8 protein-coding genes are annotated in these 14,001 nt (G+C 61.3%); 3 read left to right on the top strand and 5 right to left on the bottom strand.

All coding sequences use genetic code 11. The annotated features are described in order from the left end of the window. Positions 1–130: 130 nt before the first annotated feature. The 4 genes from PQQ86_RS12250 to fixL form a co-directional block, all read right to left on the bottom strand. Positions 131–1,072 (bottom strand): DUF2950 domain-containing protein, encoded by a 942-nt coding sequence (locus PQQ86_RS12250; protein WP_211706219.1) that lies wholly within the window; start codon positions 1,070–1,072, stop codon positions 131–133. Positions 1,073–1,092: 20 nt separating this feature from the next. Then, complete coding sequence (locus PQQ86_RS12245; RefSeq protein ID WP_408266902.1) at positions 1,093–2,415, bottom strand: DUF3300 domain-containing protein; 1,323 nt, start codon at positions 2,413–2,415, stop codon at positions 1,093–1,095. Between the two features lie 521 nt (positions 2,416–2,936). Then, positions 2,937–3,581 (bottom strand): oxygen response regulator transcription factor FixJ, encoded by a 645-nt coding sequence (fixJ, locus tag PQQ86_RS12240; RefSeq protein ID WP_011488992.1) that lies wholly within the window; start codon positions 3,579–3,581, stop codon positions 2,937–2,939. Then, the gene (gene fixL, locus PQQ86_RS12235) at positions 3,578–6,094 is read right to left on the bottom strand and encodes an oxygen sensor histidine kinase FixL (RefSeq protein ID WP_154566152.1); all 2,517 of its coding nucleotides are present in this window, start codon (positions 6,092–6,094) and stop codon (positions 3,578–3,580) included. The genes fixJ and fixL overlap by 4 nt, the downstream gene beginning before the upstream one ends. Before the next feature lie 275 nt (positions 6,095–6,369). Between fixL and aceE the strand changes: the two genes are divergently transcribed. The 3 genes from aceE (at position 6,370) to lpdA (ending at position 12,849) form a co-directional block, all read left to right on the top strand. Then, positions 6,370–9,066 (top strand): pyruvate dehydrogenase (acetyl-transferring), homodimeric type, encoded by a 2,697-nt coding sequence (gene aceE, locus PQQ86_RS12230; protein WP_408266900.1) that lies wholly within the window; start codon positions 6,370–6,372, stop codon positions 9,064–9,066. An 86-nt stretch (positions 9,067–9,152) separates the two neighbouring features. Next, a complete protein-coding gene (gene aceF, locus PQQ86_RS12225) occupies positions 9,153–10,793 on the top strand; it encodes a dihydrolipoyllysine-residue acetyltransferase (protein WP_408266898.1) in 1,641 nt (546 codons plus the stop codon). A 298-nt stretch (positions 10,794–11,091) separates the two neighbouring features. Beyond that, complete coding sequence (lpdA, locus tag PQQ86_RS12220) at positions 11,092–12,849, top strand: dihydrolipoyl dehydrogenase (protein WP_408266896.1); 1,758 nt, start codon at positions 11,092–11,094, stop codon at positions 12,847–12,849. Between the two features lie 339 nt (positions 12,850–13,188). Here lpdA and PQQ86_RS12215 read toward each other — a convergent pair whose 3' ends face one another. Further along, positions 13,189–13,761: a phasin family protein gene (locus tag PQQ86_RS12215; RefSeq protein WP_054038013.1), complete on the bottom strand. Its 573-nt coding sequence runs from the start codon at positions 13,759–13,761 to the stop codon at positions 13,189–13,191. Positions 13,762–14,001: the final 240 nt, after the last annotated feature.

Genomic DNA, 14,001 nt, shown 5'->3' with positions numbered 1-14,001 from the left:
CGAATCAGGGATAAGCAGCGCTGCAAAGTCCGTCATTATACCGGCCCGGCTTGCCGTGCCATGCACGGATTCCGGGTGCGCGGGCGCGCCGGAATCCGCGATGCCTCCAACCGTCGAGCGACTTCTCCCGCTACTCCTGCACGGCCTGCCAGCTATCGTCCGGGTCGAACGATTTAATGGCGGCCGCGGCACGCGCGGATTGCGGCCCAAGGTTCTTCTGATAGACCTGACCGTCCTGATTGACGATAAAGCTCATCACGCCGGTCTTGCCGTACTCGGCCGGCGAGGCGATCAGGCCGAATCCTTTGGTCAGCACGCCGTTCTCGACGTAGTTCTGCGCGCCCCCCTTCGCGTGCGCACCTTGTGCCGTCAGGATCCGGTAGTGGTAGCCGTGGTAGGCCTCTTTCGGCAAGGTGCCGTTGGGCATGGTGGCGGCAAGCGGTCCGAGCGGGCTTTCCGTTTCGCCGGGCGCCGTCGCCCAGTACAGGCCGTCATGCTGGCCCTGCGTACTGACGAAGCGTTGTGCGTAGTGCTGGGTCAGGTTGTGATAATCGTTTTGCGCGTCGAGGTAGGCGAGCGAGGTCAGGATCGCCGCGTGTTCGTTGCGGCCGATCCTGCGTGTCAGCATCTCGTCCTGCGCGGCGGGCGGATCGAAACGCCAACCCTTGCCAGCCTGCACGAGCGGGATCGGCAAGGTCCAGCCACTGTCGCCGACTGCCAGATGCGCGGTTGCGCGACCCTTGCTCTTCGCTGGGTCCTCGATGATCTGATGCCCCTTCGACCATGCGCCGAGGAACTGGTAGATGTCGTCCTCGCCGATTCCCTCGGAGGGAATGTAGCGATGAAAATCGTTGCCGAGCACGTGTTTGAGCGCACCTTCGTCGTTGCGGGCCAAGGCGTCGACGAACGCATTGGCAGCGTCGTCGGCAGTGGGATAGACCGCCTGGGCGTGCGCGGCGGTCGTGCCGAGCAGAAGTACCGGCGCAACCAGCAGGGTGCCGGTCGTGCCGAGGGCGACGGCGAGTGTCAGAACGTGGGCGCGCAAGGCGCCGCGTGGGAATAAGCGAATCATCAGAGACTCCTCTTGATCGTTCAACGGTTGCGGCCGAGGTGACGCTCACCGCCGCCGCCACCGCCCAGTCTGCCGCCACCACCGCCGCCGCCGAAGTTGCCACCGCCGCCGCGCTGGACGCCACCGCCGTTTGCACCGAGGCCGCCGCTCGTGCGCTGCTGACCGCCACCGTTGGCACCGAGGCCGCCGCCGGAGCGGTTCGCCGCAGCGTTGCGGCTCGCCTCGCCGCGTTGCGTATCCTGCCGCGCGGCATTGCCGTCACCGGCGCCGCGCAACGCGTTATCGCGATTGGCATTCTGTGCGCGGTTCTGCAAATCGGCGTTCTGCGTGCCGCCCTGGTGAATCCCTTGCACGCGCTGGCTCGCATTGCCGCTCAGGTTCTGGCCGGTTCGGTTCTGCAAGGTCTGCTGCGCCTGGGCGCGGGCGGCGTCGTCACGGCCGCGATAGGCATCGCGCTGTGCGCCGCCGAGGTTGTTGTTGACGTTGCGGTTGATGTTCGCGTTGTTGACGTTGCGATTGACGTTGGTGTTGCGGTTCCAGTTCGTCGTGTTGCTATTCACGTTGAGCCGGTTGTTCACATTGATGTTGTTGTACCGGTTCACGTTGATGTTGACGTCGTGCGTGTTCCAGTTGAAGCCACCCCACAGCGAATTGGCAACCGCGACACCGGCGCCGAACGCAAGGCCGGCCGCCAAACCGCTTGCGATTGCATAACCGGGCGGCGGTGGCACATACACGGGCGGGTAGGCGGGATAGGGCCATGTGCCGTAGACCACAGTCGGGTTATAGGTAGGTACGTAGACCACTTGTGGATTGGCCGGCACGATCTGAATCGTGCTTTGCTCTACCACGACCTTTTGTTGCGAGCTCGTCTTCAGATTGCCCGCCGCTTGCGCCTGTTTGCGCAGGCGTTGCACGGAGTCCATCACGTCATTCGACTGGCCAAGAAAGGCCGTGCCGAGTTGCGAGACCCAATCGGGTTTCGACGCCATCGTCGCGAGGACCTGCGGGAAGGCGACGAGTGATTGCACGCTCGGGTCCCAGGGCTCGGACGCGACCGCTTTGACGGCGTCGTCGCCTTGCAATTTCGAGTTTGCTTTCGACCATGCGGCCGCGGCTTGCACGTCTTGTGGGAAGGTGGCGGCCATCAGCACCTGCGCAAGCAGCGCGTCGGGATAGAGCGCGATGGGCGCGGTCAGCGAATCGAGTTGCTGGTTCGACAGCTTCGCGGCGCTTTGCGCATAGACCGCGCCCGGCGTGACCAGACCGACGAAGAGTGGCGCGCCCGCGAGTGCGGCGCAAACAAGCAACACACGCGAACGGTGTGTTCCGGATCGTTTCACGATGAAATCCTCCCGGCTGCGTTAGACGCGCGAGATCGATGCGCAGCGCATGTTGCGTTGCTTTCGCGCGATGGAATGGAGAAGGCGGCGAATAAGGCGAATAAAGCGAGTAAGGGTCGGCTCAGCTTCGCTTGAACCGTTCGATATGACTGATGCGTCAGCAATGCGGCCGCACCGCTTTAACTGATTTGCGCCATATGGCGACGCCGCATACGACAACGACAGCACACTTGTCCTGTGTTCATCGGGCATCAAAGATTCCTGCTAAGGAGTTCTTTATAAATTAAGGGGCGCAGTGAAGCTTGTCAATCTTGTCGGAGGAAAGAAGTTATTGCTGCGCAGCGTAAGCGTTTGCTGAGTAATGCGTAATGATTAGCGGATGAGGGTGCGCGCGCGTCGAGCTATGCCGCGCGTCGCTGTTGCGAAGCGGGAGAGGGGAGGGATGGAGCAAGCCGGACTAGTCGACAGTCCGGCCGTTGAACCGCAATAGCGACCCGCGGGCTGCGCCGCGGTCGTTATGTTTATTGCGCCGGTTGCGGCTTGTTCGACAGCGCCAGTCGCAGCAGATCGGCGACCGTGTTGACGTTGAGCTTTTCCATGATGTTCGCGCGGTGCGCTTCAACCGTCTTGATGCTGATGCCGAGGTCGTCGGCGATCTGTTTGTTCAGGCGGCCGGCGATGATGCGCTCGAGCACCTGATGCTCACGCGCGGTCAGCTTGCCGAGACGTTCTGCCGCAGCGCGTTGCTGCTGCACGCTGGTGCTTTCGCTGCGCGCCTTGTCGAGCATGCGCTCGACCAGCTTGCGCAGTTCGGCTTCGTCGAACGGTTTTTCGATGAAGTCCATGGCGCCTTTTTTCATCGTCGACACAGCCATTGGCACGTCGCCGTGGCCCGTCACGAAGATGATCGGCAGCGACGCGTTGTCGGCGATCAGGCGTTCCTGCAACTCGAGCCCGCTCATGCCGGACATCCGCACATCGAGAATCAGACAAGCGATCTGGCCCGGATGCGTATGCGGCTGCCATGCGTCGATAAACTGCTCGGCGCTGGAGAAGCATTGCACGCGGTAGCCGTTCGCCTCCAGCAGCCAGCGCAGCGAATCTCGCACGGCCTCGTCGTCGTCGACGACAAAGACAGTTTCCTGTGTGGTGACTGGGCTGTTCATAGCTCTCCCGTAACGGTTTGTGGTGTCGGCGCCTCTGACCCGCCGTTGCTCGGGCCGTCAGGCTCTCCAATAGGCAGACTGCAATGGAACGTGGCGCCTGTGATGTGGCCGTCAGATTCGACGTTGTTGACTACCCACAGACGGCCGCGGTGCGATTCGATAATCGAACGGCAAATGTTCAGCCCCATGCCCATACCATCGGACTTGGTGCTGTAAAACGGTTCAAACAGACGCTCGGCCGTCGCTTCGTCGACACCCGGTCCCTGGTCGACGACGCTGATGCAGACAAACCCGCTCTCCAGTCGCACGACGACGCGAATCACGGGGTCGACCGCATTCGGGCGCGCATCGTGCATGGCCTCGACGCCGTTCTTCAGCAGGTTGACCAGCACCTGCTCGATCAGCACCGGGTCGACGTAAATCACCGGTAGGCGCGAGCGCAGATCGGTCACGATGCGAATCTTGCGCTTGCGCGCTTCGAGTTCGGCGAGCCCTACTGCATCGGCGACGATATCGGCCACGCGCGTAGCCTGCCGTTTCGGCTCGCTGCGTTTTACGAACTCGCGAATGCGCTTGATGATCATGCCAGCCCGCACCGCCTGTTGGGCGGTTTTCTCAAGCACGGGCAGCAGATTGTCAGGCGTCGTCCGACCGGATTTAACCAGTGCTACGGTTCCTGAGCAATAGTTATTGATCGCGGCGAGCGGCTGATTCAGTTCGTGCGCGAGCGACGAGGCCATTTCGCCCATCGTCATCAGGCGGCTGGTGAACTGCAGCTTCTCATCCTGCTGACGCGAGAGTTCCTGGGCCTGCTTGCGGGTGGTGATGTCGGTCGCGATCTGCATCTGCGCAAGGTGGCCGTCCACCCACTGGATGTACTGGCGGCGCACTTCGAACCACTTCTGGATGCTTTGCACGTAGACTTCCTGCGCGTCGGCGGTGCTTTCGGTCAACGCGGCGGCCGGCAGACCCGCGTAGGCATCCACCATATCGATCGAATCGGACGACGCCTGTGCGCTATCGAACCCGCCGCCTGCCAATTCAAGATGGCCGTCCGGGCGAATGCCGAACAGGTGGCGGTAATAGCGGTTGGCGAACAGCAGTTCGGCTTCGTCAGCGGCCAGCACGGAGACGGCGGCGTCGAGACTTTCGAGCACGGTTGTGAAACGCTCGTGCGCGGCGGCGAGCTCTTCGCGCGCGCGCTTTGGTTCGGTAATGTCGGTCATCGACGACATCCAGCCGGTCTGGCGGCCCGAGCTGTCGATCAGCGGCGACACATAGAGGCGTGCATGGAACAGCGAACCGTCCTTGCGGCGCACCCGCAATTCGAAGCCCGAAGAGGGGGCTTTGCCGCGCAGCGTCATGTCGAGCTGGCGTTGCATCTCAGGGTAGGCGTCACGCGGCCAGTAAGCGAACGGCGCGTTCTTGCCGACCAGATCGCTTTCGTCCCAGCCGGTCATGCGGCAAAAGGCCGGATTGACGTGGGTGATGCGCCCGTGCATGTCGAGTACCCGCATGCCGATCAGCACCGAGTTTTCCATTGCGCGGCGAAAGAACGCTTCGGCGTAGAGCGCCTGCTGCGCCTCGAAGCGTTGCCGCGTGTGTTTCCACAAGCTCCACAGACTCCACAACACGAAGCACGACAGGCCGGCCACCAGCCAGACCAGCGTGTTGTTGGTGAAGTTGGTCATCTGCGGGAACGCGTAGACGCGTACCGAGACGCCCTGGCCCGGCGGGTCGAGCGGCAGATCGTAGAACATGTCGCGCGGCAGGCGCGGGCGGGTCGACGTGGTAGTCAACTCGCGGTTGTTCACGTCGATGATCGAGATTTTGTATTTCGCCGACAACTCGGGCGGAATGTCGTGCTTCAGGATGCCTTCCACCGAAAACACGGCGGCAATCGTGCCGAGGAAGTCGCGGTCGCGGTAGACCGGCGTCTGCAGCGTGATGTAGCCGTTGCCGAGGTCGTCGTAGATCAGGGGCGAGTACACCTGGCGGCGCGTATTGCGCGCCTCGTTGAAGGCGGCTTTGACGGCCTCGTCCATCTGTGCGTCGTTCGGCTTGGCAAGCCGCTGGCCGAACACGGGGAGTGCGGTATTGGGCCAGCGCGGTTGCTGCAGGCTCGTGTACCAGTTCATGTAGAGGATCTCGGGATGCCCCTGCATGATGTCCGTGGTGGACACCTGGAATGAATGCGGATCGGCGTGGCCGGCGACGAGATCGCGGGCGAGGGCCTGAATCTGTTCCTGCGCGCCCGTCATGGACAGGCGGATCTGCTGCTGCGCCCACGCGACATTGCGGTAGAGCGTGTCTTCCTGCTGCTGTTGTTCGCGCCGGTTCAGGCTCCACAGAATCAGGCTCATGACGACCAGGAAAACCAGGATCGACAGCAGCGGCGTGAGCAAATAGGAGTTCGACCACCACGGTCCGTGGTGCCAGCGGGAGGACGGCGTCGAATCCGCCGGCGAACCAGCGGTGCGCGCCGAGCGAGCGAAAAGCCGTTCGGTCAACATGCGTGGCATTGTAGCGCAGCGGGTCACTAGCAAATGGCGCAAAAAAGCGCTGAAAGAACCGTTATTCGGCGCAAACTAGCCGACGTATCGGTCGATCGGCAGTCAAATCAGGTTGCGCCGCAACAATTTTCCGCATTATGAGAATCAATCTCGTGATTCGAAATTTTTGTTGCGCAGACGTCGGGACCCCTTTTACAATCGGCCGAAGCTGCCGCGGCCGTGCTTCGTCCGCGTCGTCTGTTCAAAGAGCGTTCCTCTATATCCAGGAGACGAGCATGTCCGCTGTACCCGACGAAGTCATGAAATATGTCGCTGCCGAAAAAGACGACGATCCCCAGGAAACCGGCGAATGGCTGGAAGCGCTGGATGGCGTGATTTCTGCTGTGGGCCCCGATCGCGCTCACTACCTGATCGAGAAACAGATCGAATTCGCCCGTGTACACGGCGAACATCTCCCGTTCTCTGCAAACACCCCCTACATCAATACGATTCCCGTGTCGCGTCAGGCGCCGATTCCCGGCGACCAGGACCTCGAACACCGGATTCGCTCGTACACGCGCTGGAACGCCATCGCCATGGTGCTGCGCGCGGGCAAGGATACGAACGTCGGCGGCCACATCGCTTCGTTCGCGTCGGCCGCCACGCTGTACGACGTCGGCTACAACCATTTCTGGCACGCACCGTCCGCTGAACATGGCGGTGACCTCGTGTTCGTGCAGGGCCATTCGTCGCCGGGCGTGTACTCGCGCGCGTTCCTGCTCGGCCGTCTGACCGAGAACCAGCTCGACAACTTCCGTCAGGAAGTGGGCGGTGAGGGCATCTCGTCGTACCCGCACCCGTGGCTGATGCCGGACTTCTGGCAATTCCCGACCGTCTCGATGGGCCTCGGCCCGATCATGGCGATCTATCAGGCGCGTTTCATGAAGTACCTGCAGGCGCGCGGCATTGCGAAGACCGAAGGCCGCAAGGTCTGGGCCTTCCTCGGCGACGGCGAAACGGATGAACCGGAATCGCTCGGCGCAATCGGCATGGCTGGTCGCGAACGCCTCGACAACCTCGTGTTCGTGATCAACTGCAACCTGCAGCGCCTCGACGGTCCGGTGCGCGGCAACGGCAAGATCATCCAGGAACTCGAAAGCGAATTCCGCGGCGCCGGCTGGAACGTCATCAAGGTCGTCTGGGGCAGCCGCTGGGATGCGCTGTTCCAACGCGACAAGTCGGGCGCGCTGATGCGCCGGATGATGGAAGTCGTCGACGGTGAGTACCAGACGTACAAGTCGGAGTCGGGCGCGTATGTTCGCGAACACTTCTTCAATACGCCTGAACTGAAGGCGCTGGTTGCCGAGTGGTCCGACGAAGACATCTGGAACCTGAATCGCGGCGGTCACGATCCGCACAAGATCTACGCAGCGTTCACGGAAGCCTCGAACTCGCAGGGCCAGCCGACCGTCATTCTTGCGAAGACGATCAAGGGCTACGGCATGGGCGAAGCCGGCCAGGCGATGAACATCACCCATCAGCAGAAGAAGCTGCACGTCGATCAGCTGAAGAAATTCCGCGATCAGTTCCGTCTGCCGATCCCCGACGAAGACCTCGTCAACGTGCCGTACCTCAAGTTCGAAGAAGGTTCGAAGGAACTCGAGTACATGCGCGCTCGCCGTCAGGACCTCGGCGGCTATCTGCCGGCGCGTCGCCAGAAGGCCGAGTCGCTGCCGGTGCCGGCGCTCGACGCGTTCGAGCCGTTGCTGAAGGGCACGGGCGAAGGCCGCGAGATTTCCACGACAATGGCGTTCGTGCGGATCCTGAATATCCTGCTGAAAGACAAGGCGCTCGGTAAGCGCATCGTGCCGATCGTGCCGGACGAGTCGCGTACCTTCGGTATGGAAGGCCTGTTCCGTCAGATCGGTATCTGGAATCAGGAAGGCCAGAAGTATGTGCCGGAAGATTCCGACCAGCTGATGTTCTACCGCGAATCGGAAACCGGCCAGATTCTGCAGGAAGGGATCAACGAAGCCGGTGGTATGTGTGACTGGATCGCAGCCGCGACGTCGTACTCGACGCACGGCGAGATCATGATCCCGTTCTACATCTTCTACTCGATGTTCGGCTTCCAGCGTATCGGCGATCTTGCATGGGCGGCGGGCGACATGCGTTCGCGCGGCTTCCTGCTGGGCGGCACGGCTGGCCGCACGACGCTGAACGGCGAAGGTCTGCAGCACGAAGACGGCCACTCGCTCCTGTGGGCAGCATCGGTGCCGAACTGCATCAGCTACGACCCGACGTTCGGTTACGAACTCGCGGTCATCATGCAGGACGGTCTGCGTCGCATGGTTGCTGACCAGGAAGACGTGTACTACTACATCACGGTGATGAACGAGAACTACGAGCACCCGGCGATTCCGCAGGGCGATGCTGTAGCGGCCGACATCATCAAGGGTATGTACGCGTTCCGCAAAGCTGAAGCTGATAAGAAGGCGCCGCGCGTTCAGCTGATGGGTGCAGGCACGATCTTCAATGAAGTGATTGCTGCTGCCGACCTGCTGAAGAACGACTGGGGCGTCGCTGCCGATCTGTGGAGCGTGCCGAGCTTTACCGAACTGGCTCGCGAAGGTCACGAAGTGCAGCGCTGGAACCTGCTGCACCCGACGGAAGAGAAGAAGGTCTCGCACGTCGAGAAGCTGTTGAAGGACGCACAAGGTCCGGTCATCGCGTCGACCGACTACGTGCGTGCGCTGACTGAGCAGATCCGCGCGTTCGTGCCGCAGAAGTTCGTCGTGCTGGGCACGGATGGCTACGGCCGTTCGGACACGCGCGAAAAGCTGCGTCACTTCTTCGAAGTCGACCGCTACTGGGTCACGGTTGCCGCGTTGAATGCACTGGCAGATGAAGGCACGATCGAACGCAAGGTCGTCGCCGAGGCGCTCAAGAAGTACGACCTTGATCCCGCCAAACCCAACCCGATGACCGTCTAAGGCATCATTCCCCGTGTGCCACGGCGTGCGCGCCTGCTCCTGATCGACAGGAGCGGGTGGCGTGCGCGGCCCAGGAGACACTAACAATGAGTCAAGCGATCGAAGTCAAGGTGCCGGACATCGGTGATTACAAGGATATTCCTGTGATCGAGGTGCTGGTGAAGGCGGGTGACACCGTCGAGAAAGAGCAATCGCTCGTTACGCTGGAGTCTGACAAGGCGACCATGGACGTGCCGAGCTCGGCTGCCGGTGTCGTCAAGGAAGTGAAGGTCAAGATTGGCGACAACGTGTCGGAAGGCTCGCTGATCGTCGTGCTGGAAGGCGCGGGCGCGGCTGCTCCGGCCCCGGCGCCCGCTGCTGCACCGGCCCCGGCTGCTGCGCCAGCTCCCGCGCCGGCAGCAAGCGGCGGTGGTCTGCAAGAAGTCAAAGTGCCGGATATCGGCGACTACAAAGACATTCCCGTGATCGAAGTCTCGGTGAAGGTTGGCGATCGCGTCGAGAAAGAGCAGTCGCTGGTGACTCTCGAATCCGACAAGGCGACCATGGACGTGCCGAGCTCGGCCGCCGGCGTCGTCAAGGAACTGAAGGTCAAGGTTGGCGATAACGTGTCGGAAGGCTCGGTCATCGTCGTGCTGGAAGCGGACGGTGCTGCTGCGCCCGCTGCGGCTGCCGCACCTGCGGCGAAGCAGGAAGCGCTTGAGAAGCCGTCGGATGCACCGGTTGCTCCTTCGCCTGCTCCGGCTTCGCCTTCTGCGCTTGCCCAAGCGCCGTTGATCCAGGCTGGCGAGGGAGGTGCTCGCCGTGCGAGCCACGCTTCGCCGTCCGTGCGCAAGTTCGCGCGCGAACTTGGCGTCGACGTGACGCAGGTGCAGGGCACGGGTCCGAAGGGCCGCATTACGCAAGCGGACGTGACCGGCTTCATCAAGGGTGTGATGACGGGTCAACGCGCTGCACCGGCAGGTGCTGCTGCGCCGGCAGGTGCGGGTGGCGGCGAATTGAATCTGCTGCCGTGGCCGAAGGTCGACTTCACCAAGTTCGGCCCGGTCGATCCGAAGCCGTTGTCGCGCATCAAGAAGATCTCGGGCGCGAACCTGCATCGCAACTGGGTCATGATTCCGCACGTCACGAACAACGACGAAGCGGACATCACCGATCTCGAAGCGCTGCGCGTGCAGTTGAACAAGGAAAACGAAAAGGCCGGCGTGAAGTTCACGATGCTGGCGTTCGTGATCAAGGCAGTGGTTGCTGCCTTGAAGCAGTTCCCGACGTTCAATGCGAGCCTCGACGGCGATAACCTGGTGTTCAAGCAGTACTTCCATATTGGATTTGCTGCCGATACGCCGAACGGTCTGGTCGTTCCGGTGATTCGCGATGCGGACAAGAAGGGTTTGATCGACATCGCCAAGGAAATGACCGAGTTGTCGAAGGCTGCGCGTGACGGCAAGCTGAAGCCGGATCAGATGCAAGGCGGCTGCTTCTCGATTTCTTCGCTGGGTGGGATTGGCGGGACTAACTTCACGCCGATTATCAATGCGCCTGAAGTCGCTATTCTCGGGTTGTCGCGTGGTGCGATGAAGCCGGTTTGGGATGGCAAGCAGTTTGTGCCGCGTCTGATTCTGCCGCTGTCGTTGTCGTATGACCATCGGGTGATTGATGGCGCTGCGGCGGCGCGGTTCAATGCGTATCTGGGTGCGATTCTTGCCGATTTTCGGCGTGTGATTCTTTGATCTGGTGATGGTTGCGCGGGGCGCGGGTTTTGTTTGTTTTTGTCTTTTATCCGCGTCTCTCTGTAGAACCTGCTTTCCTGGTGGTCTATTAGCGTTGCCCCTGTGCGGGGCGGCACCTACTTTTCTTTGCACCCCAAGGGTACTTCCTGCGGGGCGTCTTCCAAAGAAAAGTAGGCAAAAGAAAGGCGCGTCCTTGGGCGGACAGCAAAGGAAGTTGCTGTTCGCCGCGCTGCCGGCTTTTAGGCTGCTTGTTTTTGGGTTCTTCGTCTCATCACGATCAATAAGAGAAGGGGACACTATGAGTCTCGTCGAAGTAAAAGTGCCGGATATCGGTGACTTCAAGGACGTCGATGTCGTCGAAGTCAATATCAAACCGGGTGATGTCATCGAGAACGAGCAGGCGCTGATGACGCTCGAGTCCGATAAGGCCTCCATCGAAGTGCCGAGCGATACCGCCGGCACCGTCAAGGAAGTACGCATCAAGGCCGGCGACAAAGTCTCGCAAGGTACGGTCATCGCGCTAGTCGAAACGTCCGCAGATGCAGCACCGGCCAAGGCGCCTGAGAAAGCGCCCGCTCCGGCGGCAGCGCCTGCGCCCAAAGCGACAGCGCCCGCGCCGCAAGCCGGCAGTTTCTCCGGCAACGCGGATATCGAGTGCGACATGCTCGTGCTTGGTTCGGGCCCCGGTGGTTACTCGGCTGCGTTCCGCTCGGCCGATCTCGGCATGAAGACGGTGCTCGTCGAACGTTATTCCACGCTCGGCGGTGTCTGTCTGAACGTCGGCTGCATCCCGTCGAAGGCGCTGCTGCACACGGCGCTCGTTATCGACGAAGCAGAAGCGCTCGGCGCGCATGGCATCACGTTCGGCAAGCCGCAAATCGATCTCGACAAGCTGCGCGACTTCAAGTCGGGCGTCGTCAAGAAGCTCACTGGCGGTCTTGCCGGCATGGCCAAGATGCGCAAGGTCGAAGTCGTGACGGGTACCGGCTCGTTCGTCGATCCATATCACATGGAAGTGCAGACCGAAGGCGGCAAGAAGGTCGTCAAGTTCAAGCAGGCGATCATCGCCGCGGGCTCGGAAGCGGTGAAGCTGCCGTTTATTCCGGAAGATCCGCGGGTGGTCGATTCGACCGGCGCGCTGGAGTTGCGTCAGATTCCGCAACGCATGCTGGTGATCGGCGGCGGCATCATCGGCCTGGAAATGGCGACGGTCTACGCTACGCTCGGCGCAAAGATCGACGTGGTCGAAATGCTCGACGGCCTGATGGCCGGCGCGGATCGCGATCTGGTCAAGGTCTGGGAGAAGTACAACAGCAAGCGTTTTGCCAACGTCATGCTGAAGACCAAAACCACCGCGGCGGAAGCGAAAGACGACGGCATCTACGTGTCGTTCGAAGGCGAAAAGGCCCCGGCCGAAGCACAACGCTATGACCTCGTGCTGGTCGCCGTCGGCCGTACGCCGAATGGCAAGAAGATCGGCGCGGACAAGGCAGGCGTGGCTGTGACGGATCGCGGCTTCATCGACGTCGACAAGCAGATGCGCACCAACGTACCGCATATCTTCGCGATCGGCGACATCGTCGGTCAGCCGATGCTCGCGCACAAAGCCGTGCATGAAGCTCACGTCGCCGCTGAAGTGGCTCATGGTGAGAAAGCGTACTTCGATGCGCTGCAGATTCCGTCAGTGGCCTACACCGATCCGGAAGTGGCGTGGGCCGGCAAGACGGAAGATCAGCTGAAGGCCGAGGGCATCAAGTACGGCAAGGCGGTGTTCCCGTGGGCTGCTTCGGGCCGCGCGATCGCCAACGGCCGCGACGAAGGCTTCACCAAGCTGCTGTTCGACGAGGAAACGCATCGCGTGATCGGCGGCGGGATCGTGGGTTTGAACGCCGGCGACCTGATCAGCGAAGTGTGCCTCGCAGTGGAGATGGGAGCGGACGCAACGGATATCGGTAAGACGATTCATCCGCACCCGACGCTTGGCGAATCGATCGGTATGGCCGCCGAGTTGTACGAAGGCGTCTGCACCGACTTGCCGCCGCAGAAAAAGAAGTAATGCTGCTGAACCGGCCTGCATGCAGGCCGGTTCGAAGAAGCGCAGATGCAAAAAAACGGCGCGCCCCGCAAAGGGCGCGCCGTTTTTCTTGTGCAGCAAGCAGCGTAGAGCGTTTGTCGCGAAGCAACGCGCGCAATATGCATCGCGCGCCTCAGGGCAGAGGGGAAAAAAATCCCGGCCTTTCGCCGGGCAAACGATACGCTATTAAACGTATCGGAGCGTTCGGCCACGTAAATCCGTGTGAGCGGCAACGGCACAACGCTGTTGCTTGCACGCTGTTGCTGCAATCGCGCCGGCCCTGCCGGTGAGGCGGGGCCGGCGTGATGTGCGGCTTGAAACTTAGACTGCCTTCTTTGCCGAGCGCGATGCTTGTGCAGCGGCTTGCGACGCTGCCTTCGATGCGGCCGTTGCGGCTGCATTGAAGTTGCTTTCGGCGATCTCGACAGCTTGCTTGGTTGCCTTGTGGACCGTTTCGTACGTGGTGTTGGCGGCGGTGATTGCCGACTTCAGCACGGCGACAGCGGTTTCCGAACCGGCCGGGGCATTCTTCGCAACGTTTTCGACGAGCGACTGGACCTTGCGGTTTTGTTCTTCGAATTGGGCTTCTGCGACGCGGGTGAATTCACCTTGCGTTGCCGAAACGATCTCATACACATGACGGCCGTACGACAGCGCCTTTTCAGCCACCGGCTGTGCGAGGCTAGCTTGCAGTGCCAGCAGCTCCTGGGCGTCCTTCACCGACAGTGCGCGTTGGGCATTTTCCTGGCTTTCCGCGAGCGTCGATTTCACGACTTGCAGGTTCAGTTCAACCAGCTTTTCGACGCCTTCAAATGCTTTGGTCGTCAGGCCGAACAGCGTTTCAAAGTTGGCTTTCTGGGCTGCGGCGAATTGCTCGGGGGTCAGCAGAGTCATGGTTTACGCTCCTGGATCGCGGTCTGTCTGTGCGGACCGCATTGGGTTGGTGGCGAGACGCTCTCAGCTCGTCTCCCCGGACCGCGACGTTTTGTGCATCGCAGCAATGGTTCCCATTTTAGGATGGTGTTAACGAATGTCAAGTGTTTTTTGTGCGTCGCACAATATTAAGAAATTACTGATAAAACAATACGTTATGCGGTGGGCATGACATTCGTTTGACGCAGGTTGATTTGTCCG

This window comes from Paraburkholderia sediminicola (assembly GCF_046026675.1).
Taxonomy (GTDB): Bacteria; Pseudomonadota; Gammaproteobacteria; order Burkholderiales; family Burkholderiaceae; genus Paraburkholderia; species Paraburkholderia sediminicola_F.
Note: the sequence above shows the minus strand (reverse complement) of the source record. Positions and strands in the feature narration are given on the sequence as shown.

Coding starts and splice junctions, on each gene's coding strand:
- PQQ86_RS12250 (WP_211706219.1), bottom strand. CDS start 1,072: ATGATTCGCTTATTCCCACGCGGCGCCTTGCGCGCCCACGTTCTGACA.
- fixJ (WP_011488992.1), bottom strand. CDS start 3,581: ATGAACAGCCCAGTCACCACACAGGAAACTGTCTTTGTCGTCGACGAC.
- fixL (WP_154566152.1), bottom strand. CDS start 6,094: ATGTTGACCGAACGGCTTTTCGCTCGCTCGGCGCGCACCGCTGGTTCG.
- aceE (WP_408266900.1), top strand. CDS start 6,370: ATGTCCGCTGTACCCGACGAAGTCATGAAATATGTCGCTGCCGAAAAA.
- aceF (WP_408266898.1), top strand. CDS start 9,153: ATGAGTCAAGCGATCGAAGTCAAGGTGCCGGACATCGGTGATTACAAG.
- lpdA (WP_408266896.1), top strand. CDS start 11,092: ATGAGTCTCGTCGAAGTAAAAGTGCCGGATATCGGTGACTTCAAGGAC.
- PQQ86_RS12215 (WP_054038013.1), bottom strand. CDS start 13,761: ATGACTCTGCTGACCCCCGAGCAATTCGCCGCAGCCCAGAAAGCCAAC.